Annotated in this window: 17 protein-coding genes and 1 other annotated feature; of the genes, 14 read left to right on the top strand and 3 right to left on the bottom strand. The window is 31.8% G+C overall.

The genetic code is table 11. From position 1 onward, the window contains the following. The first annotated feature begins 120 nt into the window (after positions 1–120). The 6 genes from QMG30_RS12655 (at position 121) to argS (ending at position 5,769) form a co-directional block, all read left to right on the top strand. The gene (locus QMG30_RS12655) at positions 121–948 is read left to right on the top strand and encodes an XdhC family protein (RefSeq protein ID WP_281815894.1); all 828 of its coding nucleotides are present in this window, start codon (positions 121–123) and stop codon (positions 946–948) included. Between the two features lie 37 nt (positions 949–985). Beyond that, complete coding sequence (locus QMG30_RS12650; RefSeq protein ID WP_281815893.1) at positions 986–1,459, top strand: nucleoside-triphosphatase; 474 nt, start codon at positions 986–988, stop codon at positions 1,457–1,459. 15 nt (positions 1,460–1,474) lie between these two features. Beyond that, the gene (yqeC, locus tag QMG30_RS12645; RefSeq protein ID WP_281815892.1) at positions 1,475–2,254 is read left to right on the top strand and encodes a selenium cofactor biosynthesis protein YqeC; all 780 of its coding nucleotides are present in this window, start codon (positions 1,475–1,477) and stop codon (positions 2,252–2,254) included. After that, the gene (gene mocA / locus QMG30_RS12640; protein WP_281815890.1) at positions 2,251–2,835 is read left to right on the top strand and encodes a molybdenum cofactor cytidylyltransferase; all 585 of its coding nucleotides are present in this window, start codon (positions 2,251–2,253) and stop codon (positions 2,833–2,835) included. Before yqeC ends, mocA begins: the two co-directional genes overlap by 4 nt. Beyond that, complete coding sequence (yqeB, locus tag QMG30_RS12635; RefSeq protein ID WP_281815889.1) at positions 2,828–3,619, top strand: selenium-dependent molybdenum cofactor biosynthesis protein YqeB; 792 nt, start codon at positions 2,828–2,830, stop codon at positions 3,617–3,619. Before mocA ends, yqeB begins: the two co-directional genes overlap by 8 nt. Before the next feature lie 118 nt (positions 3,620–3,737). After that, positions 3,738–3,950 (top strand) — a binding site (T-box leader). A gap of 49 nt (positions 3,951–3,999) precedes the next feature. After that, on the top strand, positions 4,000–5,769 hold the full coding sequence (gene argS / locus QMG30_RS12630) for an arginine--tRNA ligase (protein ID WP_281815887.1): 1,770 nt from the start codon (positions 4,000–4,002) through the stop codon (positions 5,767–5,769). Positions 5,770–5,872: 103 nt separating this feature from the next. Here the strand turns inward: argS and xdh are convergent, their stop codons facing one another. Genes xdh through ssnA form a run of 3 tightly spaced genes read right to left on the bottom strand, consistent with a single transcriptional unit; the run spans position 5,873 to position 12,791 of the window. Next, a complete protein-coding gene (gene xdh, locus QMG30_RS12625) occupies positions 5,873–8,434 on the bottom strand; it encodes a selenium-dependent xanthine dehydrogenase (protein ID WP_281815886.1) in 2,562 nt (853 codons plus the stop codon). Between the two features lie 4 nt (positions 8,435–8,438). Further along, a complete protein-coding gene (gene ygfK / locus QMG30_RS12620) occupies positions 8,439–11,450 on the bottom strand; it encodes a putative selenate reductase subunit YgfK (protein WP_281815885.1) in 3,012 nt (1,003 codons plus the stop codon). A gap of 15 nt (positions 11,451–11,465) precedes the next feature. After that, positions 11,466–12,791 (bottom strand): putative aminohydrolase SsnA, encoded by a 1,326-nt coding sequence (ssnA, locus tag QMG30_RS12615; protein ID WP_281815882.1) that lies wholly within the window; start codon positions 12,789–12,791, stop codon positions 11,466–11,468. A 348-nt stretch (positions 12,792–13,139) separates the two neighbouring features. Between ssnA and QMG30_RS12610 the strand changes: the two genes are divergently transcribed. From QMG30_RS12610 to QMG30_RS12575, 8 genes are all read left to right on the top strand, one after another. Beyond that, positions 13,140–13,775, top strand: a complete 636-nt coding sequence (locus QMG30_RS12610) for a helix-turn-helix transcriptional regulator (RefSeq protein WP_281815879.1) — start codon at positions 13,140–13,142, stop codon at positions 13,773–13,775. Between the two features lie 124 nt (positions 13,776–13,899). Then, positions 13,900–15,096: a YgeY family selenium metabolism-linked hydrolase gene (locus QMG30_RS12605; protein WP_281815877.1), complete on the top strand. Its 1,197-nt coding sequence runs from the start codon at positions 13,900–13,902 to the stop codon at positions 15,094–15,096. Between the two features lie 37 nt (positions 15,097–15,133). Next, the gene (gene ygeW, locus QMG30_RS12600; RefSeq protein WP_281815876.1) at positions 15,134–16,327 is read left to right on the top strand and encodes a knotted carbamoyltransferase YgeW; all 1,194 of its coding nucleotides are present in this window, start codon (positions 15,134–15,136) and stop codon (positions 16,325–16,327) included. 24 nt (positions 16,328–16,351) lie between these two features. Continuing rightward, positions 16,352–18,631, top strand: a complete 2,280-nt coding sequence (xdhA, locus tag QMG30_RS12595) for a xanthine dehydrogenase subunit XdhA (protein ID WP_281815875.1) — start codon at positions 16,352–16,354, stop codon at positions 18,629–18,631. A 47-nt stretch (positions 18,632–18,678) separates the two neighbouring features. Further along, complete coding sequence (xdhB, locus tag QMG30_RS12590) at positions 18,679–19,557, top strand: xanthine dehydrogenase subunit XdhB (protein WP_281815872.1); 879 nt, start codon at positions 18,679–18,681, stop codon at positions 19,555–19,557. Continuing rightward, on the top strand, positions 19,557–20,045 hold the full coding sequence (xdhC, locus tag QMG30_RS12585) for a xanthine dehydrogenase subunit XdhC (RefSeq protein ID WP_281815869.1): 489 nt from the start codon (positions 19,557–19,559) through the stop codon (positions 20,043–20,045). The genes xdhB and xdhC overlap by 1 nt, the downstream gene beginning before the upstream one ends. A gap of 17 nt (positions 20,046–20,062) precedes the next feature. Further along, positions 20,063–21,541, top strand: a complete 1,479-nt coding sequence (locus QMG30_RS12580) for a pyridoxal-phosphate dependent enzyme (RefSeq protein ID WP_281815867.1) — start codon at positions 20,063–20,065, stop codon at positions 21,539–21,541. Continuing rightward, the gene (locus QMG30_RS12575; RefSeq protein WP_281815865.1) at positions 21,519–22,865 is read left to right on the top strand and encodes a dihydroorotase; all 1,347 of its coding nucleotides are present in this window, start codon (positions 21,519–21,521) and stop codon (positions 22,863–22,865) included. The genes QMG30_RS12580 and QMG30_RS12575 overlap by 23 nt, the downstream gene beginning before the upstream one ends. Positions 22,866–22,909 lie beyond the last annotated feature (44 nt).

Below are 22,909 nucleotides of genomic sequence, written 5' to 3'. Positions count from 1 at the left end.
AACTAATATATTCTACATCAAACAGTATTTGACAAAATATTTTCATACAAGTTATAATATAGTTACATATTATTAATGTAACTGTGTTTTTAAAATCAGCTCTAAGAATGGAGTGAAAATATGGAGAATATTTATGAAGAACTTATAAGTATGAAAAAAAGGGGTCAAAGTTGTATCATGGTTACAGTTATTGAAATGACAGGTAATACCCCTGTGACGGTCGGGAAAAAAATGCTTGTTGATGGTAAAGACAATTCTATAGGGACTGTAGGAGGTGGAGCACTGGAATATTATGCAAAGCAAAAGTGTAGAGAATTGCTAATATCTCAACAAAGCAAGTTGGAAAAATATATTTTAAATGAAGGTGAAGTAGTTACAGAAGGAGAAACCGTATTACCAATGGCATGTGGAGGTAGAGTCACTTTGTTTTATGAATACATAGGGGTTAAAGCGAAAGTATATATCTTTGGCGCCGGACATGTGGGACAAGCCCTTACAAAAGTATTAAGTAAAATGAATTTTTATATTACGGTTATAGATGATCGTAAAGATATATATGATACTGTAGAATGTGCTAATAGAAAAGTTCAATCTACATATGTCAATTTTATTGAAAATGAAGAGTTGGATTTGAATAGCTACATTATAGTATGTACTCCTTCTCATAAAAATGACTTTAATGTCATTAATAAAGTTTTAGAACTTAAGTTAAAACCTAAGTATATTGGTATGTTATGTTCACAAGTGAAATTGAAAACATTTCTAGATAAAATTCATGATAAATTTGGGAAAGTAGATTTGTCTAATCTTTATTCTCCTATTGGGTTAGATACAGGCGGATGTTCACCTGAAGAGATAGCAATTTCAATAGCATCAGAAATTCTTGCAATAAGTTATGGTAAAAAAGGCCATAAGCATTTAAGGAATAATGGATTAATAGATAACTAGATGCATTTTATTATGTTGTTTGTGGAAAGGAATGCTTATGATAAATGTTATAACAGGAAAAATCAATTCAGGTAAAACAACGAAAATCATTAATTTATATGATGAATTGCAAATGGGAGATGGCTTTGTTTCAATAAAAAATATGATTGGTAATAAAGTTCATAGTTACGAGATAATGCAATTATCTACTAGGCAAAAACAGCTTATGGTTCTAAGAGAAGATTTTTTAACAGACTCTTGGTGTGAATCTTGTAAAATAGGACCATATAGCTTTTCTAAAGACACTTTAGAAAATATAGAGAATACTATTAGAAAGTTTATCAAGAAAAATATTACACCTATATTTTTAGATGAGATAGGACCTCTTGAATTACACAATAAGTGTTTCCATACAATTTTTAGGGAACTATTAGATAATAACTGTGAACTATATATAACAATCAGAAAAGATTCATTAGAAGAAATAATTAAAAAATATGATTTAGCTAATAAAATAAAGGTATTAAACTAGGAAAGGATAGTTGAAATGAATCTTTTAAATGCATTAGAACTAGATACAAATAGTAAAAATATAATATGTTTGATTGGCGCTGGTGGTAAAACTACTACAATGTATAGCATTTCAAAAGAATTAATCAAGCAGGATAAGAAAGTCTTACTTACTACAACTACAGCAATTTATTATCCTATGTCCAAGAATTATGATAATTTAATTATTTCTAATGATCTGGGACAATTAATATTAGAATCCAAAAGATTGGCATTAGGTTCAATAACAATTATAGGAAAAACAATTTTCTATAATAATGAGAAATTAAAAGGTATTGATAGAAATTGGGTCAAACCTTTATGTACAGAGGGTAACTATGATTCTGTCATTATTGAATGTGATGGCGCTAAAAGAAAATCAATTAAAGCACCAACTTGGTATGAACCAGTAATACCTAAATGTGCAACACTGATGATTGGTTGTATTGGGTTGGATATAATCGATAAGATGATAGATGAGAAATGGGTACATAGAGCTAATATTTTTTCTGGTATCGTTAACCAAAAATTAGGTGAAAGAATTAATTACGATACGATTTTAAAATTAATCCTTTCAAAAGATGGTTTATTCAAAGAATGCAATAAACATATTCCAAAGGTTGTTTTGCTTAATAAAGTATTTAATGAAGAACAGCTTTTACAAGCTCAAAAACTTGCTGAAAACATAATAAATGAAAGTAATGACATATCAAAAGTATTAATTGGAAATGTTAAAGAGGAAAATCCCATATTAACGATGGTGGAAGATAAATCATGATAACAGCCATTATATTAGCAGCGGGTTTTTCAAGAAGATTCAAAGAAGAGAAGTTATTGATTAAACTTAATAACAAGCCATTGATCAGTTATGTTGTAGAAACGGTAGTTAATATTGGTTTTGAAGAAATTATATTAGTATACCGAAACAAAAATGTTAAGAGAATAATCGAAAATCATGATATAAAATATGCTTATAACGAAATGTCATCCAAAGGTATGAGTAGTTCATTGAGATGTGGATTAAAAGAATCGTCCAATACAGATGGTTATATGTTTATAAATGGTGATCAACCTTTTTTAACTATTAGTACAATAAAAACATTAATAAAAAACTTTCATGAAAGAAATGAAAGTATTATTGTACCAAGATATAATGGCAAAAGAGGCAATCCAGTCATGTTTAGTTCAAAATGGAAAGAGGAACTAATGAATGTTACAGGTGATATAGGTGGTAGAAATATAATTAAGAATAATCCTAATGATGTATATTATGTAGATATAGCTAAAAACATATGCGGTATGGATATTGATACTTGGGAGGATTATTTGACTATCAAGGAGTTGATGGATAATGAATAAAAATTTGGTTATTGTCAGAGGCGGAGGAGACATTGCAAGTGGAACTATACATAGACTATCAAAATGTGGTTTTAAAGTGATTGTATTGGAAATTGAGAAGCCTACGGTTATTAGAAGAACGGTTTCTTTTGCTAATGCCATATATGAAAATGAAATTACAATTGAAGGGGTTAAGGCTGTTAGGGTAAATAGTATTGAAGAAGCTAAGGATAAACTTGATGGTAATATCATTCCGGTTTTAGTTGATGAGTATTGTGATAGTATAGATAGATTTCAACCTGAAATTGTTATAGATGGTATTCTAGCCAAGAAAAATTTAGGAACCAACAAAGCAATAGCACCTATTGTAATTGGATTAGGACCAGGATTTATTGCTAATAAAGATGTTCATGCTGTTATAGAGACTAATAGAGGACATAATCTCGGAAGAGTTATCTATGATGGAGAGACAGAAAAAAATACAGGAATTCCAGGTAATATAGAAGGGTATAGTTGGGAAAGAGTTATTCGTTCTCCTGGTATCGGTGTCATTGATACAATATCAGAGATAGGTGATATTGTTGAAAAAGGTGATTGTGTAGGTTATGTTAATGATTTGCCTGTTTTAGCTCCTATTAGTGGGGTTGTAAGAGGACTAATTAAAGCTGGTATAGAGGTTACTAAAAATTTTAAGATAGGGGATATTGATCCTAGAGGGAAAATTGATTATTGTTTTACTATATCCGATAAAGCTAGAGCAGTAGCAGGAGGAGTATTAGAAGCTATATTGACTTATAGAAAATAATTTTTTTCTATTAGAAAAGTCACATAGTATTAAAGTTAGATATTTATATTAATAAATAATATCAAAAAAATAATTAAATTATCAATTGACAATTATAGGATGAAAATATATAAAATGTTTAAATTCAATGAAGAGAAAAGTATCTTTATAATGGATCTAAAAGCGAGTAGGAGTAGAGTGGAAGTCCTATAAGGTCATATAAGGAGAAGAGGAACTTGGAGAAGCTGCCTGAGCTAATATTAGTTAGGGTTTGACGTTAACTGCGTTAAAGTTATAAGTGGATTGTTTTGCAATCAAGTTGAGTGGTACCACGGATTTATTCGTCTCTTTTTATATAAGAGGCGTTTTTTTTAACTATTTCTAGAAGGAGGTTTACGATTATGAAAATGATAGAGGACTTGATTAGTGATATATTAAAAGGTGCGTTTATGAGATGTAATTATGATTCAGTGTATGGGAAAGTTACATTGTCAAATAGACCTGATTTGTGTCAATTTCAATGTAATGGGTGTTTACGAGCAGCGAAAGAGTACCATAAATCACCGCAAGTTATTGCAGAAGAGGTTATGACTCAACTTGGGGATGTTAGCTGTTTTAAAAAATTAGAATATGTGAAACCTGGTTTTATAAACATTAGTGTAGATGATGGCTTAATTCTTGAATACATAAATGATATGGCTAATGATATATCATTTGGTTGCGAGAAGAGAGGAACTGGTACAACTATAGTTATAGATTATGGTGGAGCTAATGTTGCTAAACCGCTTCATATAGGTCATTTGAGACCAGCTATTATTGGGGAAAGTATTAAGCGTATAGGAAAATTCCTTGGATATACAGTGTTAGGAGATGTTCATCTTGGTGACTGGGGGTTGCAAATTGGATTAATCATCACTGAGATGAAAAGACGTTTTCCAGATTTGGTGTATTTTGATTCAAACTATGAAGGAGAGTATCCAAAGGAACCACCTTTTAATATATCTGAGCTTGAAGAAATATATCCTATGGCTAGTAATATATCTAAGAGTGATAGTGAATACTTAAAAGAAGCCAAGAAAAACACCTATTTATTTCAAAAAGGACATAAAGGGTATATTGCATTATGGAAACATATTCTTAATGTTTCGATTGATGATTTAAAGAAGAACTATGATATGTTGAATGTTCATTTTGATTTATGGAAGAAAGAAAGTGATGTACAAGGATATATACCAGATATAATAGAAGATCTTAAGAATAAAGGAGTGGCATATATTAGCGATGGAGCACTTGTTGTTGATGTAAAAAAAGATACAGATAAGAAAGAAATGCCTCCTTGTATATTAGTCAAGTCAGATGGTGCTACACTTTATGGTACGACTGATTTAGCAACTATTTATGAAAGAAATAAATCATATGATCCAAATGAAATAATTTATATTGTGGATAAAAGACAGGAATTATATTTTGAACAGATTTTTAGATGTGCTAGGAAGAGCAATCTAGTTTCAGAAGGCACGAAACTGACTTATCTAGGATTCGGTACAATGAATGGTAAAGATGGAAAACCCTTTAAAACTCGTGATGGGAATGTTATGCGTCTTGAAAATCTCATCAATGAACTAATAAAAATAGTTTATGATAGAGTAAAAGAATATGATATAAGCACAAAAGAAGCTAAGGAAATATCTAGAAAAGTAGGTTTAGCAGCTCTTAAATATGGCGATTTATCAAATCAGTTATCAAAAGATTATATTTTTGATATTGAGAGGTTTACTTCTTTTGAAGGGAATACTGGTCCATATATTTTATATACCGTAGTCCGTATAAAATCTATTCTTGAAAAATATTATAGAATCGAAGGGGATTTGAATGATAAAGATGTATCAATTATATCACCAACTGGTGAAAGTGAACGCAAATTAATGTTGAAACTCACTTTGTTTAATCAAATAGTCACCAATAGTTTTATTGAATATGCTCCCAATAAAATATGTCAGTATATTTATGAACTATCTAATGAATTTAATAAATTCTATAATAATAATAAAATAATTACTGAGAAAAATATAAAAAAACAACGTTCATGGATAAAACTAATTATTTTAGTTAAGGATATCTTAGTTAATGGTTTGGATCTACTTGGCATAGAAGTCCCTGATAGAATGTAAAAATAAAAATAAAAACTCTTTTTGTATAAAAGTAAAAATACAGAGAGTAATAAAACATATTACTCTCTATGTATGTATTGAATTAATTTAAGTATGAGTGATATTATTTTTTCTTCTTGCTGTATGGTGTATTAATAAGTGGTAAACTTGTTCTGAATTCACCGTCATAGTTATAATATGCATGTGAAACAGCTGGTGCTGTAACTATCGAACAGATTTCTCCAATCCCTTTCGCTCCATGTGCAAGTCCATTATGTTTTTTACCTACAATAATAGGTTTTATTTCAGGAACTTTATTGGCTTTGAATAGTCCAAGAGTTCCAAATTTAGCAGTAGGTCTGCAATTATCTAGAGGATAATTTTCTGTTAGAGCATAACCAAGACTCATAACAGATCCGCCTTCAATTTGACCTTCAATGGATTTTGGATTGATTGGAGTTCCAACATCATGACAAGCCACAATTTTCTTTACGGTTCCATCATCATTCAATATGACAACATGTGTTGCATAACTATAAGTAACATGACTGTATGGATGTTTTTTATCTGTTCCCATAGGATCAGTTATACAAGTATATTCACCATAGTATTCTTTGCCGTTTAATTCGCTTAAGGACTTGTTGACCAAATCTTTTTTTAGTTTGTCAGCAGCTATTTTGGCAGCTTCACCTGTAAATACTGTTTGCCTAGAAGCAGTTGAGTTACCTGAATCAGGAGTTAAAAAAGTATCTGGTGTACTGTGTACAATTATTTCTGGTGATACATTAATCACTTGACATATCATTTGAGTAATAACTGTAGCAAGACCTTGGCCTACACAGGCTGCACTTGTATATGTATAGATTTTATTATCTTTTATTATCAACCTGCATCTTCCTGTATCTGGAATACCGACTCCAAGACCAGCATTTTTCATTGCACAAGCGATTCCAGCTCCTTTAACACTATCATAATCTTCTTTTACTGCTTCTAGTGTCTCGGCACATGCAGTATATTCATCAGCAATTTGTCCGTTAGGAAGTGTCTGACCGGGTCTGATAGCATTTCTATATCGTATTTCCCAAGGTGAGATACCAACTAATTCAGCTAGTTTATTGATGTTGTTTTCTGTTGCAAAACAACTTTGAGTAACTCCGAAACCTCTAAAAGCTCCACCAGGTGGATTATTTGTGTAAACAGCTTTTCCTAATATATCAATATCTTGATAATTATATGGACCAGCAGCATGTGTACAGGCTCTTTGGAGAACAGGTCCTCCCAATGAGGCATAAGCTCCTGTATCAGAGATAATTGTAGCTTTCATAGCTGTGAAATATCCATTTTCATCACAGGCTGTAGTAAAGTCCATTTCCATTGCATGACGTTTCGGATGGACAAGTACACTTTCTTTTCTTGTAAAAGAAACTTTGGCAGGTCTATTGGTTTTGTAAGCAAGTATAGCTGCAAGATGTTGGACGGTCATATCTTCTTTACCACCAAAAGCACCTCCTACCATTTTACTTATTACCCTTACTTTATCCTTATTAATTCCAAGAGCTTCGGTACACTCTTTGTGAGTCTGATAAATACCTTGATCGGCACAATAAATTGTTATTGTACCATCATCACCAGGTACACCAATTGCGCTTTCGGGTTCAAGAAAAGCATGTTCAGTAAATGGAGTACTATAGTGATTGGTTACTACATATTTGGAATCTTTGATTTTTTTATCAGCATTACCTCTTACAAGATGTTCTACTGACAATATGTTACCATCCTCATGTATAAGTGGAGCATCTTCTGCTAGAGCTTCTGTTGGGCATGTTATTGGTTTTAGTTCTTCATACTCAATATCTATCAATGATTTAGCTTCTTCTAATATTTCTTTGGTTTCTGCACCGATAAGTACAATAGCATCACCTAAACACCTTGTACAATCACCCTCTTTGATTAGAATATCCCAGTCTTTTTTCAGGTGACCTATTTTGGGTGAACCAGGCAAATCTTTTGCAGTAATTACTGCTGTGACACCTTTAAGGTTTTCTGCTTCTCTAGTATGTATTTTTTTAACTATAGCACGAGGGTACTTGCTCCTTACACAGCTTCCATATATCATTCCTTCTATACGCATATCATCAACATACTTAGCTTCTCCTATAGCTTTGGATATGGCATCGACTCTATGCATATTTTCTCCAACCAAACCTTGAAAAGAACAATGGGGTATAGTTACATTCTCTCTTAACAGTTTTGCTGCTAATTCTATAGCTTTAACTATTTTTACATAACCAGTACATCTACAAATATTATTTTTGATAGCTTCTCTAATCTGTTTTTCATTAGGATCTGGTACTTTGTCAATTAGACCTTTGGCACTAATTACCATACCAGGTGTACAGAAACCGCATTGAACTGCACCGGCTTCCTTAAATGCATAGCTATACACATTCTTTTCTCTGTCTGTAAAACCTTCAACAGTAGTAATCTCTTTTCCTGTCAACTTATCGGTCCATAATACACATGATTTAGTAGCTTTACCATTAACTAGAACCATACATGCTCCACATGAACCTTCAGAACATCCATTTTTGACTGAAGTAAGATTTAATGTTTCTCTAAGAAAGTTAATCAATTTTTGGTTTTTATTAACTGTAACATGTTGTCCGTTTACAATGAAATCCGACATAGAATCACCTCATTAAAAAACTATATTTTTGACATACTGTAATAATTAAGTCATAGATATCTTTAGGTAATTGAGTGGGCTTGGTATCAAGATTAATATGGATAATATTATTATCCAACCTGATTTTACATTCTTTTTTTTCTTGGTCAATCATATAAAATCCTTGATTTGTACTATTCATGAAGTCTTCTTCTGTATTAAATAGAGTGAATTTATCTTTGTACGGTGCACTTAGATAAGGACAAAATGTTTCACAGTTACCACATTCATTACACATGCGGTCTATGTGTACTATTTGATTCATTGACTTACCATCTACATGTATAGCTACATTTGCTCGGTTGGGACATACATCAACACAAGTTTCACATATTACATTACATTGTAAGCATCGCTTATTTTCATTATTAATACTACTATAATATTCTATTTTACCTTTTTTATTTAATTCTTTTTTCATATCATTATTGCATAGGAAGTCTTGGAAAACTTCATTAGTATCGATATTTTCTTTATGTATAATTGATAATGTAACCTTTATTGCATCTGCTATTGATTCTACTACTGTTGAGGGACCACGAAGTGCATCACCTGCTATATATATATTCTCAACATTAGTTTCACATGTTTCATTATTAATCTTAACAGAATTATTTTCTGTTGTAATATTATTATTGTTGAACAACTGAATATCTGTTTTTTGACCTATAGCTGATATTATAGAGTCTGCTGGTAGATCTACTGTATGTTCTGTTTTGACAGGACGTCGTCTACCAGATTCATCTAATTCCCCAAGCATCATTTTATTACAATTCACTTTACCATTCTCATATTTAACAGGAGATAGCAGTTCTTTAATAATAACTCCATCTTTTATTGCTAGTAATAACTCTTCTTCATCAGCTGGCATGTATTTTTTGGTTCTTCGATAAACCAAGTGAACGTTTTTGACTCCTTTAATTCTTTTAGCAGCTCTTGCTGTATCCATAGCAGTATTTCCACCACCTACAACAACTACATTTTGACCTAGGTTATAATAATCCTCATTATATTTTACATTTTCAAGAAAATCTAGAGCATTAATTGGGGTTATTCCATTTATTTTTAGATTAATCGGATTCCAAGCACCAACAGCTAAAATGATATATTCGCATCCCATTGTTTTTAACTCAGTGATATTATCTATCTTTTGATTAAGAATAATTTTTACACCCATCTTTTTTATGAGATCTATATCATTTTGAATGTGATCAGATGGTATACGGAATTCAGGAATAACATGTTTCACAATTCCACCTAATGAATTTCTTTTTTCATATATAGTTACATCCATACCTGCTTTTGCAAGGAAATAGCTTGCTGCTAATCCTGCTGGACCTCCTCCGATAATAGCAACTTTAGAGTGAGATATTTCTTTAGGTTGGGATGTCAATTTTTTCATTAATGAGTTATAACCTTTTCTTGCAACTTGTAATTTAATATCACGTGTTTTTACATGTTCGTCATAAAAATTACGGGTACATTTAGATGTACATGGATGACTACAAATAGTACCCGTAATAAAGGGAAGAGGATTTCTATCAATGATAACGTTTAAAGCTTCTTCATATTTTCCTTCCCCTGCTAGATTAATATAGTAGGGTATATCTTGATTAATGGGACAACCATATTTACATGGAGGGATATAACAATCAATCAATGGTACTTTTTTATTTATTTTATTAGTATCTATGTGCTTTATAGGTTTTCTATAATATGGATTATCAATTGCTTCATCTCGTAATTCTTTTAGCTTATTTACATCCATCTGATAATAATCATTATAATTAAGATTGTTTAGTATATCTGCTATTTGGTAACAACGTTCATAACCTCCTGTTTTCAGTAGAGTAGTAGCTATAGTTATTGGCCATATACCGGCTTTTGCAATTTTATCAATGTTTAATGCAAAAGCTCCACCAGAGTAAGAGATTTTTAATTTACCATCAAAAGCTTTTGCCAGTTCGTATGCTAATGCAATGGATAGAGGGTATAGAGATCGTCCCGACATATACATTTCTTCACCGGGTAATTCATCATCGGCAATTTTTACTGGGAAAGTATTAGTAAGTTTCACACCGAATATCAAGTTACTTTTTGTAGCAGTATTCATGAGTCTGTGAAACATAGGTACAGCATCTTCAAATTGTAAATCATCTTTAAAATGAAAATCATCGAATACCAAGTAATCATAACCCATAGTGTCAAGAGTATTTCTTGCATAATCATATCCTAGAAGAGTAGGATTACATTTAACAAAAGTATTAAGTTCTTTTTCTTTCAATAAGTATGAAGCTATACGTTCTATTTCTTCTGGAGGACAACCATGTAGAGTAGATAATGTAATGGATGTACAAATATTAGGAGAAATATTATCAACATAAGCTTTATCTATTTTATTGAATTCATTAATGTTTTGAATTATATATGTTTTGCATTTGTCCCATATAGGGGTTGTAGAAGCATTTTTCAATCCTTCTATAAATGTATCTATCTTAGGTGAAGTTATTCCATCATAATCATAACCGACACTCATGTTGAATATGAATCCATCATTATCTCCAAAATCATATTCTTTGGATAATAATTTTAATATAAACCAAGCTTTTACGTATTCTTCGAATGCTTGATTGACAGTTAGTTCAGTTGACCATTCAACGTTGTATCCTTCATCTTTAGCATTAATACATGGTTTTGATACAGGTAGATCTTCACCATCTATTGTCTGCACGGTCTTCAATTCAAAGAATCTGCACCCAGCTACATAAGCAGCAACTATGTTCTGAGTTAATTGCGTATGAGGACCAGCAGCAGGACCAAATGGAAGTTCCATATGTTCATTAAACAGATTAATTTTATTTCCAGTTTTTATATGTACTGATTTTCTTACACCAAATATAGTATTGTATTTATTATATTCATCCATTATCCATTCTACAATATTACCAAAAGGTATAGGAGTCATTCTATCACTCATATTTTTACCACCTCTTTAGAATTTTTTCCACAAAATACTTGAAAGTTCTCTCGCTTTAGCATTAATCTTGGCTTCATCTATATCTATCAATTTATAGTCTTTCATTAATAATTTACCATTTATCATTGTCGTCTTCACATTTCTTCCATTTACACCAAATAAAATATGACTATTATAATTATTTGAGTTAAGTGGTGTATAAGAATCATAATCAACTATAATTACATCTGCGTATGCACCTTTTTTAATTGTGCCCAAAGGTCTATTGTAGAAACGATTTGCAATCGTAGCATTGTTTTCAAATAGCATTTGTGGTACTTCGTTCCATGCAGCAGATGGATTGCAGCTATTGTGTTTGTGAAGAATATTAGCGACTTTCATTGATTCTAACATATCACTGGTATAACCATCAGTTCCTAGTCCAAGAACTATTCCTTTGTCTAGAATTTTAAAGATAGGAGTACAACCAACAGCGTTACCCATATTTGATTCAGGATTGTTGACAACCATTGTATTAGTTTCTTTTAAAATATCCATCTCTAACGGATTAATATGGATACAGTGTATAGCCAGAGTTCTAGGACCTAGTATATCCATATCATATAAACGATTTATTACTCTCTTATTATATTTTTTCATGGAGTGGTATAAATCTTCAATGCCTTCAGATACATGAATATGATATCCAGTATCAGCTGGCATATTTTCTGCAATATAGCAAAGAGTCTCATCAGATAATGTGAATGAAGCATGAAGTCCCATCATACCTTTTTGCATATCTCTTGTATCACTTTTGCAATAGTCGATAAAATTGATATTTTCTTTTACGGCTTTTTCCATCTCAGATCTACCTTTACGGTCAGAAATTTCGTAGCATAGGGAAGTACGAATTCCTACTTCATGAGCTACACTTGAAATCTGGGATAAGCTGTCACTTGTATCACCATAACTTGCATGATGATCAAATACTGTTGTAACTCCATTCTTGATACAATCTATATATGTTACATAGGCACTATACTTAACATCATCTAACGTTAGAGATTCATCTATTTTCCACCACATACCTTCTAGAATCTCAGTGAATTTTTGGGGATTGTAACCATCAATAGATAATCCTCTTGCAAAAGAACTATATATATGATGATGTGTATTAATCAAACCTGGCATAATTAACCCTTGTTGCGCATCAATAAATTCTTCATTAGGATATTTTTGTTTCATATCTTTAGTTTTTCCTATGTCCCAGACAAAGTTATCTTTAACGCAGACACAACCATCTTCTATAAATGGATTATTTTCATCTCTGGTTATTAACTTTCCATTTCCTAATAAAATCATATAAACCCTCCTTGTAATAATATACTTAATATAATAAGCCAATATTTGGTACAGAGTTAATATAATTAACTAATTATATTAAATTGATTAATTATATTAACTGCATAATAAAATACATATGAAACGTATATATAATATAGACTTAACAATAAATATTAGTATATGAATATATTATTATATTAACAGACTACCACCAAAGATATCAAAAGTCAAAAGAAAATAAAAATATTTTTGTAAAATAAAAATATTTTTGTAAAAACTTATTGAATTATTATTTTTATGATGATATACTGTAACCATAAAATTGATTTTAATTCAATTAAAGTAATTTTTTAAGGGGTTTTTAAAATGAATGATGATATGAATTTAGATTTTTTAAAAAGATTAGCAAAAGGTATTGTAAATCATTTTGGTAGCAACTGTGAAGTTGTAATACACGACCTCAAGTCTGATAGTTTGCAAAAAACTATTATTGAGATTGAAAACGGTCATGTGACCAATAGGAAAATTGGAGATGGCGCCTCTCATATAGTTCTAGATACAATAAATAATGATAATGATTCACTAGAAGACTCTATAGGATATTTAACTAAAACTCATGACGGTAGAGTATTAAAATCAAGTAGCATATATATTAGAGACGAGAATAAAGAACCTATAGGTATTTTTTGCATAAATTATGATGTTACTGAACTTACAATAGCTGAGAATTCAATAAAAAGTTTGTTGAATCATAAGGATGAGAAAAAAGAAGTAGAAGAAATACCACAAAATGTTAATGATTTATTAGATAATTTAATAGAGCAATCTGTTAAGATGATTGGTAAACCTGTAGCATTGATGAGTAAAGAGGACAAAATAAAATCTATACAATTCTTGAATAAAGCAGGTGCTTTTCTAATTACTAAATCAGGAGATAAGATATCAAAATATTTTGGCATATCAAAATACAGTATATACAATTATATAGATGTAAAACGCTAATAATTATAACATAATTCAGCTCTTCTTAATTTATAACTAAAATTTTACCATCAATCTACTATAATATTTACTTCAATCAAATAAGAGGTTAATTAAATAAAAATATATTTTAGGAGGTTTATTAATGGATTTTAATGCTATAAAAATGAAAGCTAATGATTATGAACAAGAAATGACTAGGTTTCTGAGAGAGCTAATAGCTATTCCAGGAGAAAGTTGTCGGGAAGAAGAAGTAATAAGACGTATAGCTAAAGAAATGAATGATGTAGGTTTCGATAAAGTTGAAATCGACAAAATGGGTAATGTATTGGGATACATGGGATCAGGAAAGACTTTGATCGCATTTGATGCCCATATTGATACTGTAGGACTCGGTGAAAAAACCAACTGGAATTTTGACCCATACGTTGGATATGAAAATGAGGAAGAAATAGGAGGAAGAGGTTCTTCAGATCAATTAGGTGGTATTGTTGCTAGTGTTTATGGTGCCAAAATCATGAAAGATCTAGGTTTGATAGATGATAAATATACAGTATTAGTTACAGGTACGGTACAAGAGGAAGATTGTGATGGACTTTGTTGGCAATACATAATTAACGAAGATAAGATTAAACCTGAGTTCGTAGTTATTACAGAACCTACAAACGGTAATATATATAGAGGACATAGGGGACGTATGGAAATCCGTGTAGAAGTTAAAGGTATATCTTGTCATGGATCAGCGCCAGAACGTGGAGATAATGCAATATACAAAATGGCAGAGATAATTGGAGAAGTAAGAGAACTTAATGAAAAATTGCATTATGATGAATTCTTGGGTAAAGGAACTCTTGCAGTTTCAGAGACTTTCTTCAATTCACCTTCAAGATGTGCTGTAGCTGATATGTGTGCAATATCAATTGATAGAAGATTGACTGATGGTGAAACCTACGAAACAGCGTTAGAAGAAATCCGTATGTTATCATCTGTAAAAAAATATGGTGCAGAAGTTAGCATGTATCAATATACTAGACCAAGCTGGACTAACTTAACTTATCCTACTGACTGTTATTTCCCAACATGGGTTATTCCAGAAGAGAGTCTACCAGTAAAAGCTATGGTAGAAGCTTACAAAGGAATGTTCGGTACTCCTAAAGTTGATAAATGGACATTTTCTACAAATGGTGTATCTATAATGGGAAGGTATAATATTCCATGTATCGGTTTAGGTCCTGGTAAAGAAGAAGAAGCGCATGCACCTAACGAAAAGACTTGGAAAGCAGATTTAGTTAAGTGTGCTGCTGTATATGCAGCATTACCAACAATATATTGTAACCAATAAGCTATAGTAATTAAATAAATAAGTAAAGGAGAATGACATGAAAGGTATTGATTTTTATATAGAAAAGCTGAAAGAACTAGATTATAGAAATATGTATAATAATGATTTTATTTTGACTTGGGAGAAAACAAGAGATGAATTGGAAGCAGTATTTACTGTAGCAGATACACTTAGATATATGAGAGAACAAAATATATCTACACGAATATTTGATAGTGGTCTTGGTATTTCTCTTTTCCGTGACAATTCTACTAGAACAAGATTCAGTTTTGCATCAGCATGCAATTTGTTAGGACTTGAAGTACAGGATTTAGAAGAAGGGAAATCACAGATAGCACATGGCGAAACAGTCAGAGAAACTGCAAATATGATATCTTTTATGGCAGATGTAGTAGGAATCCGTGATGATATGTACATAGGTAAGGGTAACAAATACATTCGTAATTTTTCTAAGTACGTCAGACAAGGTCATGAAGATGGAATTTTAGAGCAGATACCTACTTTAGTAAATCTCCAATGTGATATAGATCATCCAACACAGACAATGGCAGATTTACTCCACCTGATTCATCATTTTAATGGGATTGATAATTTGAAAGGCAAGAAAATAGCTATGACATGGGCATATTCTCCTTCTTATGGGAAACCACTTTCTGTTCCTCAAGGAATAATCGGGTTAATGACTCGTATGGGAATGGATGTAGTTCTAGCTCATCCAAAAGGATATGAAATAATGTCAGATATTGAAGGCATAGCTAGTAATAATGCAAAAGAATCAGGTGGAACATTCACTAAAACAAATTCCATGGAAGAAGCTTTTAAGGATGCAGATATTGTTTATCCAAAAAGCTGGGCACCTTATGTAGCTATGGAAAAAAGAACAGAATTGTACGGTCAAGGTGATATGAAAGGTATAGATGAACTTGAGAAACAATTGTTAGCTCAGAATAAAGAACATATTGATTGGCAGTGTACAGAAGAATTGATGAATACAACCAAGAATGGTAAAGCGTTATATATGCATTGTTTGCCAGCAGACATAACAGATATCAGTTGTAAATCAGGGGAAGTTGCTGGATCTGTATTTAATCGCTATCGTTCTCCATTGTATAAGCAGGCAAGTTACAAACCATATATTATAGCATCAATGATTTTACTCAGTAAAATAAAAGATCCCGCTGAGTTATTTGATAAACTCAGTAAAAACCCTACTAAACGTAAATGGGATTAATGTAATCGTACGAGGAGGGAATAAATGAGTATTGGAAAAAGTATTAAAAGAGTAGATGCTTTTGAAAAAGTTACTGGACGTGCACGTTATACAAATGATTATTTATTGAATAATGCACTTATCGCAAAAGTACTTCATAGTACTATCGCTAATGGAATAGTTAAAAAAATTGATATAAGTGAAGCATCAAAACTTCCAGGAGTAATAAAAATAATAACATGTTTTGATGTTCCAGACATTACATTTCCCACATCTGGGCACCCTTTGTCACTAGATATACATCATGCAGATATTGCAGACAGAAAATTACTTAATACAAGAGTCAGATATTATGGTGATGATATAGCTGCTGTTATAGCTAAAAGTGATCTGATAGCTACAAGAGCAATAAGATTAATAAAAGTAGAATATGAAGAATATGAACCTATAATGTCAATAGATGCAGCATTAAAACAAGGGGCCAGACCTATCCACAAAAATTTTCCTAATAACATTTTAACTCACTCTAACTATCAAATAGGTAATTATGATGAAGCAATAAAAGAAGAAGGTCTGATACTTATTGAAGGTGAATACATAACTCCTATGGTAAAACATTGCCACATGGAAGCTCCAATATCTTATGCATATGCTGAAGCCGGTAAAATGGTAGTTGTAACTTCAACTCAGATTCCTCATATAATAAGAAGAATAGTTGGGCAGGCACTAGGAATAGGCTGGGGCAAGATTAGAATCATCAAGCCTTATATTGGTGGTGGTTTTGGAGACAAACAAGATGCTCTCTACGAACCACTCAATGCTTATTTATCTTATATAGTTGGTGGAAGATGTGTAAAACTAAACATTTCTAGAGAAGAAGCTTTTGTTAATACTCGAGTACGTCATGCCATGAAAATCAAAATTAAAAGTTATGTAAGACCGAATGGTCGTTTTGTAGCAAGAAAGATAGAGGTATATGGCAACAAAGGTGCTTATGCATCTCATGGTCACAGCATTACTTCTAAAGCTGGAAATGCCAGTAAACAGATATACAATGATGAAAAAGCCATAAAAGGTGATATGTATAGTGTATTTACCAATATGCCAGCATCTGGAGCGATGAGAGCATATGGGATACCACAAATTACATTTGCCCTTGAGTCACATATTGATGATATTGCCAGGAAGTTGGATATTGATGTAGTCAATATCAGAAAGCTAAATATGATGAAACCTGATTATGAAGATAATGGTATTAAATGTTACAGCTATGGGCTTGATGAGTGTATCGAAAAAGGCAAAGAATATATTGAATGGGATAAGAAGATAGAAGAATATAAACATCAGACAGGATTAATACGTAAAGGTGTAGGAATGGCCATATTCAGTTATGCGACAGGTGTCTATCCTATATTGTTGGAAACTGCTTCTTGTAGGCTTGTACTTAATCAGGATGGTTCTGTTCAAGTACAAATGGGTGCTACTGAAATAGGTCAAGGTGCAGACACTATATTTACACAAATGATAGCAGAAGTACTTGATATTCCTGTACAGAATGTACATCTAGTAACAACTCAAGATACTGATGTAACACCTTATGATTCAGGAGCTTATGCCTCAAGACAATCATATGTTTCAGGAATGGCTGCTAAAAAAGCTGCTCTAGAATTGAAAGAAAAGATTATAGAACATGCCAATTTTATGTTGAAACTACCTATGGGAAGTCTTGAACTGAAAAATAGTATGATTGTTAATAAAGAAAATGGTGATATTCTAGCATCTTTAGAAGAAATTGCTACACATGCACTTTATAATGTGGAAAAATCCGTTCATATTACAGCTGACGTAACTAATCAATGTAAATCGAATACATTCTCATTTGGAGCATGTTTTGCAGATGTTGAGGTCGATATGGCAATTGGAAAAATTAAAATTAATAAAGTAATCAATGTTCATGATTGCGGTAAAGTACTTAATCCTCAACTTGCCGCAGCTCAAGTTCATGGTGGAATGAGTATGAGTTTAGGTTATGGATTAAGTGAACAGATGTTGTTCAACGAAAAGACAGGTAAACCTCTCAATAATAACTTCTTGGATTATAAATTACCTACTGTTATGGATACACCGCATCTTGAAGCACAATTTGTTGATACTTATGATATATCAGGTCCTTTTGGTAATAAAGCTCTAGGTGAACCACCTGCAATTCCTGTTGCACCAGCTATAAGGAATGCTGTTTATCATGCCACAGGTGTTAATTTTAATATTATACCACTGACACCACAGAGGCTTGTGGAAAGGTTTATTGAGGAAGGGCTTATTTAATTAGTATTGATTATGATTTATTAATTCATTGAGAAGGGAGAGTTAGTATGTATGATATTGAAAGGATATATCAGGCTTCTTCGGTAGATGATGCGGTTAAGCATTTGTTGGAGGATGAAAGTGCTCTCGTTATTGCGGGAGGGAGTGATATACTTGTCAAGATACATAGTGGAAAATTAGCTGGGTGTTCTTTGGTTAGTATTTATGGGATAGATGAGCTTAGAGGGGTTTCTATTAATGGTGATGGTAGGATTAAGATAGGACCTTTAACTAGTTTTTCACATATAACTAATGATGAGATCATTAAGAAATATGTTCCTGTATTGGGGGAAGCGGTTGATCAGGTTGGAGGACCTCAGATAAGGAATATAGGGACTATTGGTGGTAATGTGTGTAATGGGGTTACCAGTGCTGATAGTGCTTCAACGTTATTTGCGTTGAATGCTAAAATTGAGATAACTGGAGAAAAAGGCAAGAAGATAATTCCTATATCAGATTTTTATCTAGGACCTGGTAAAGTTGATTTGAAGAAAGGTGAGATATTAACAGCAATATATATAGATAAAGAAGACTATGAAGGGTATACGGGATGCTATATTAAGTATGCCATGCGTAATGCGATGGATATTGCAACTATAGGATGTGTTGTTATATGTAAGTTAGATAATAATAAGTCATGTATTGAAGATGTTAGATTGGCTTATGGTGTTGCTGGACCAATACCCATGAGATGTCCAAAGACTGAGGAGTCTATCAAAGGTATGAAGATAAGTGATACAATGTTTGAGAAATTCGGTTCTATGGCAGTAACAGAAGTCAAACCTCGAGATTCATGGAGAGCTTCAAAAGTATTAAGGCTCCAACTTGCAAAAGAATTAAGTAAACGTGCATTAAAACAAGCAATAGACAAATGGGAGGTTATATAATGGCTGATATCATTTTGAATTTTACAGTAAATGATGAACCAAGACATCTATTAATAGATGATAGGGATTCACTTGCTAATGTGCTTAGGAATCAACTTCATCTCACAAGTGTCAAAAAAGGTTGTGAAGTTGGTGAATGTGGAGCTTGTACTGTCCTTATTAATGGGGAAACTTTTGATTCATGTATATATTTAGCTATGTGGGCAGAAGGGAAAGAAATACGTACACTTGAAGGATTAATGGATGAAAATGGTAATATCTCCGATATACAACAAGCTTTTATAGACGAAGCTGCTGTTCAATGTGGATTTTGCACACCAGGATTTATTATGTCAGCAATGCCTATTATTGAAAGTGATGAAGAATATACTAGAGAAGAAATAAAGAAACGTTTGGCAGGTAATCTTTGTCGATGTACAGGATACGAAAATATAATTAATGCAATAGAAAAAGTAAAAAAAATAAGAATGGAAAAACAGAATATCTGATTATAGGAGGTAGCAAAATGGAAAGTAAATATAAAGTAATTGATCTAACTGTTAATGAAAAAAGATTAGAAAATGTGGTTAAAAGAGCCAAAGACAGAGGTATAATCATACCTACCTTAGCACAATTGAAAGATCCAACTTTAATACCTGATGATATAAAAGATAAATTACAAAATGTTGGTCTATGGGACCTTAATCCGTTGAATCTTTATAGAATAGGTTGGCACAATGAAACAAAGGATATGGGTGGTTTATTTAAAGATGTCAATTATATGGTTCTTCCTACAGAAATAACTGGTGTAAAAGCTAAAATAATAGCTTTATGTGGAAAATGGTTTCCAACAGGTTCTCATAAAGTAGGAGCAGCTTTTGGTTGCCTTGTACCTAGACTGGTAACTGGACAATTTGATCCAACTAAGCAAAAAGCTGTTTGGCCTTCTACTGGTAATTACTGTAGGGGTGGAGCTTATGATTCAGCTTTACTTGCTTGTGAATCTATAGCAATATTGCCAGAAGGTATGAGTAACGAAAGATTTGAATGGTTAAAAAATGTTGCAGGTGATACTATCGCAACACCTGGTAGTGAAAGTAATGTGAAAGAAATTTTTGACAAATGTTGGGAACTCAGGAATTCAGGTGAAGATCTAATGATTTTCAATCAATTTGATGAATTCGGCAATTATCTATGGCATCATGAAGTAACAGGTAAAGCAATAGAAGAAATACTTGAAGTTGAAATGGATAAAAATAGTAGATTCGCAGGATACATAAGTGCTACTGGTTCTGGCGGAACTATCGCTGCTGGAGATTACCTTAAAAAGAAATATCCAACAATGAAAATAGCAGCTAGTGAAGCTTTACAATGCCCAACAATTTATAGTAATGGTTATGGTGAACACAGGATAGAAGGAATAGGAGATAAGCATGTACCATGGATACATAATGTTAAAAATACTGATGCAATCATTGCTATAGATGACGAAGCCCCAATGAATTGGATTAGAATGCTTAATGAACCAGAAGGACATAAAGTCTTAAAAGAAAATGGAGTAAGCGATGAAATTATTAATCAGTTGGATCTAGTTGGAATATCGGGTGCTGCTAATATTATATCTGCTATTAAATTTGCTAAGTACTTCGAGTTAACCGAAGAAGATGTATTAGTTACTGTTTTAACTGATTCCATTGACATGTATAAGAGCAGATTGATTGAACTTAATGAAGAAAGAGGAAAATTTACTTCTTATGATGCTTATGGTGTAATGGAGAGATATTTTAAAGGTATTGATACTGATTACTTTAAAGAACTTAATTATAGAGACAGAAGAACAGTTCATAATCTTAAATATTATACTTGGATAGAACAACAAGGCAAAACATATGATGAGATATTGGAACAATGGTACAATGATGCATATTGGACTAATATAACTAGTCAAGTAGATAAATTAGATATTTTAATAGAAGAATTCAATGAGAAAGTTAGGAAAGCTTAATAAAGAAGGTAATGCTATGTATGATTTAGGAATAATAGGCGGTCAATTATATATTGATGGACAATATATCAATGAAAATCTATATATAACAGATGGAAAAATCGAGAAAATTACTGGTGATATATTAGATTGTAAAGAGAGTTACAGAGCAGATAACAAGAAAGTATTTCCTGGATTCATTGACCCTCATGTACATTTTGAGTTGAATGTAGGTAATTATACATCATGTGATGATTTCTATACTGGTTCTGTTAGTGCAGCTTATGGAGGAATAACTACTTTTATTGATTTCCTTGATCCCATAAATAATGCTGATGAATTAGAAGCATCTTTTAATAAAAGGAAAGCGTTGGCTGAAAAGAGTGTTATAGACTATTCTTTTCATGTAACCATCAGTAATCCAGTTAATCAAATTAAAAGTATAGTTGATGAAATGAAAAGATTACATTTGCCGACTGTCAAATTGTTTACAACTTATTCGGAATCAGATAGAAGGACTTATGATAATGAAATAATTGAATTATTAAGAATGACTAAAGAAAATGATATATTGGTATTAGCACATATTGAAAATGATGATATGATTGATCTTGATGAAAATAATAAAGTAGCTGATTTACCTATTAGCAGAAGTTCTGATGCTGAATTAAAAGAAGCATTAAAATTAGCAAGATATACAAAAGAATATGATGGCCGGTTATATATGGTCCACTTAAGTAGTGGAAATACATTAAAGGCTCTATTAGAAAATCATAAGGATATACTTAATAGAGATTTCTTGATTGAAAGCTGTCCACATTATTTTAATCTTACTTCTGAGGAATACCATAAGGAAGACGATTATCTCTATACTATGGCTCCACCGCTTAGAAGTAAAAGAGAATTAGAATTATTAAGAGAGAACTTTGCTTATATAAATACAATTGGTACAGATAATTGTCCATTCATGAAAGAAGAAAAAAATAAATCGACATTAATTGAAATACCTATGGGTATTGGTTCTATAGAACATTCTTTTAACATAATGTATAGTATTTTTAAAGATAGCGTAATTGATAAAATGACTATTAATCCAGCTAAGATTCATGGATTATACCCTAAAAAAGGTGTTTTATCAGAAGGTTCAGATGCTGATATAGTTATTTATAATCCTTTGGCTGAATATACAATAGGTGATGATCACTCTGCATGTAATTATAATGTTTATGAGGGTAAAAAAATTAATGGCAGAATTGAATCAACTATAAGTAGAGGTAAATTCATTATTAAAAATAATAAATTCATGCGTGGTCATGGTCAATATATCACTAGATCTATGACATAAAAATTATTCATAAAAGCTGTTTTATAATATCATCAAGGAGGAAA

Source organism: Vallitalea longa, assembly GCF_027923465.1.
In the GTDB taxonomy this organism is placed as follows: Bacteria; Bacillota; Clostridia; order Lachnospirales; family Vallitaleaceae; genus Vallitalea; species Vallitalea longa.
This window is presented reverse-complemented; position numbering and strand designations above follow the sequence as displayed.

What these genes read in the sequence shown, in the direction of transcription:
- QMG30_RS12655 (WP_281815894.1), top strand. Translation starts at nt 121, where the DNA reads ATGGAGAATATTTATGAAGAACTTATAAGTATGAAAAAAAGGGGTCAA.
- QMG30_RS12650 (WP_281815893.1), top strand. Translation starts at nt 986, where the DNA reads ATGATAAATGTTATAACAGGAAAAATCAATTCAGGTAAAACAACGAAA.
- yqeC (WP_281815892.1), top strand. Translation starts at nt 1,475, where the DNA reads ATGAATCTTTTAAATGCATTAGAACTAGATACAAATAGTAAAAATATA.
- mocA (WP_281815890.1), top strand. Translation starts at nt 2,251, where the DNA reads ATGATAACAGCCATTATATTAGCAGCGGGTTTTTCAAGAAGATTCAAA.
- yqeB (WP_281815889.1), top strand. Translation starts at nt 2,828, where the DNA reads ATGAATAAAAATTTGGTTATTGTCAGAGGCGGAGGAGACATTGCAAGT.
- argS (WP_281815887.1), top strand. Translation starts at nt 4,000, where the DNA reads ATGAAAATGATAGAGGACTTGATTAGTGATATATTAAAAGGTGCGTTT.
- xdh (WP_281815886.1), bottom strand. Translation starts at nt 8,434, where the DNA reads ATGTCGGATTTCATTGTAAACGGACAACATGTTACAGTTAATAAAAAC.
- ygfK (WP_281815885.1), bottom strand. Translation starts at nt 11,450, where the DNA reads ATGAGTGATAGAATGACTCCTATACCTTTTGGTAATATTGTAGAATGG.
- ssnA (WP_281815882.1), bottom strand. Translation starts at nt 12,791, where the DNA reads ATGATTTTATTAGGAAATGGAAAGTTAATAACCAGAGATGAAAATAAT.
- QMG30_RS12610 (WP_281815879.1), top strand. Translation starts at nt 13,140, where the DNA reads ATGAATGATGATATGAATTTAGATTTTTTAAAAAGATTAGCAAAAGGT.
- QMG30_RS12605 (WP_281815877.1), top strand. Translation starts at nt 13,900, where the DNA reads ATGGATTTTAATGCTATAAAAATGAAAGCTAATGATTATGAACAAGAA.
- ygeW (WP_281815876.1), top strand. Translation starts at nt 15,134, where the DNA reads ATGAAAGGTATTGATTTTTATATAGAAAAGCTGAAAGAACTAGATTAT.
- xdhA (WP_281815875.1), top strand. Translation starts at nt 16,352, where the DNA reads ATGAGTATTGGAAAAAGTATTAAAAGAGTAGATGCTTTTGAAAAAGTT.
- xdhB (WP_281815872.1), top strand. Translation starts at nt 18,679, where the DNA reads ATGTATGATATTGAAAGGATATATCAGGCTTCTTCGGTAGATGATGCG.
- xdhC (WP_281815869.1), top strand. Translation starts at nt 19,557, where the DNA reads ATGGCTGATATCATTTTGAATTTTACAGTAAATGATGAACCAAGACAT.
- QMG30_RS12580 (WP_281815867.1), top strand. Translation starts at nt 20,063, where the DNA reads ATGGAAAGTAAATATAAAGTAATTGATCTAACTGTTAATGAAAAAAGA.
- QMG30_RS12575 (WP_281815865.1), top strand. Translation starts at nt 21,519, where the DNA reads ATGAGAAAGTTAGGAAAGCTTAATAAAGAAGGTAATGCTATGTATGAT.